Raw genomic sequence first — 1,073 nt, forward strand, 5'->3', positions numbered from 1 at the left:
CTATTAGTTTTTGTAATTTTTCTCGGTCAGATTCAGTGAAATTCTTATCAGAATTTGTTGAAGCGAGAGGAATTATATTTTCAGCTAACTCCCAACTATAATCTATATAATTTTTTATATTTTGTTTCATTTCGTCTTCACTAATAGTTTCATTTTTCTTTGAGGAACTAAATATATTTTCTGGAACTTTAATAGCAACATCTTTAATAGATTGTACATCATTTTTTTCCTTAGGCTGTACACTGTTTGAACAAGCTGATAGAAATAACATTGTAAGTAACATGAATGGGTATAAAATATAATTTTTCATCTTAATCTCCTTTTGCATTAGTGTCGTTGCAAAATAGCTACATTCCATTTCAAATACTTAACTAAAGCTACGTATAGATGTTTTATTATTTGATAACATATGACTGATATTAGTAAGCCGATGCAAAAAGCTATTAATACATTGTAAACATCGGAATAACTGATTTGGTGAAACCCTTTAAAGAATCCTAATCCTATTAATAAGATAGGTGAAATAATTAATAACGGTGTAGCAATTATAAGTGCTAGAAGAAGCGGTAATAGAAAGAGTAATACGAAAAAGGCGATAATGATAAATATAAAGTTTAAAAGACTTAAGCTCATAACAGAAAACAGTGCTGTCATAATATTTTTTAGGCTGCGCCTATTGTCAGCGTTGCTTATTGCATATGAAACGTTAAGTTCTTTAGCGATAGTTTTAGGGTTTCCTAGCTTTTTAGAAATTTCCTCTTCAGATATTCCATCTTGTTTACCACTAATAAAATGAGTTTCGTACTCCGAGATAATATCCTCCTTTTCTAAATTAGGCATATTCTGCAGAGAGGAACTAAGTTGTTCCAAAAATTCATTTTTGTTCATAACAATCACTTTCCTTTATAGAATGATGAATTACAGTTGAGAATCTTATCTTCTTTCTAAACAGCACAATCTGTATCTACCTTTTGAAGGGTATATATAAATTATAAAAAGGATTCCAAATAATGGTTATTCCATTATTTACAAATATATCACTTGCTATTATTCTTTGCAAGGTACTATAAATT

At 28.9% G+C, this 1,073-nt stretch carries 2 protein-coding genes; both read right to left on the reverse strand.

Features of this window, described 5'->3' with window-relative positions; all coding sequences use genetic code 11:
* Positions 1 to 310 (reverse strand): NDxxF motif lipoprotein (locus ABWK52_RS27975; RefSeq protein ID WP_353772308.1); only part of this gene is annotated, 310 nt, incomplete at its 3' end.
* A 17-nt stretch (positions 311 to 327) separates the two neighbouring features.
* Positions 328 to 888, reverse strand: a complete 561-nt coding sequence (locus tag ABWK52_RS27980) for an HAAS signaling domain-containing protein (RefSeq protein WP_353772309.1) — start codon at positions 886 to 888, stop codon at positions 328 to 330.
* Between the last annotated feature and the right edge of the window lie 185 nt (positions 889 to 1,073).

This window comes from Bacillus sp. AP50, from assembly GCF_040492675.1.
Taxonomy (GTDB): Bacteria; Bacillota; Bacilli; order Bacillales; family Bacillaceae_G; genus Bacillus_A; species Bacillus_A cereus.

Bases quoted from the DNA above. Each gene is read 5' to 3' on its own strand.
- ABWK52_RS27980 (WP_353772309.1), bottom strand. From the start codon at position 888: ATGAACAAAAATGAATTTTTGGAACAACTTAGTTCCTCTCTGCAGAAT.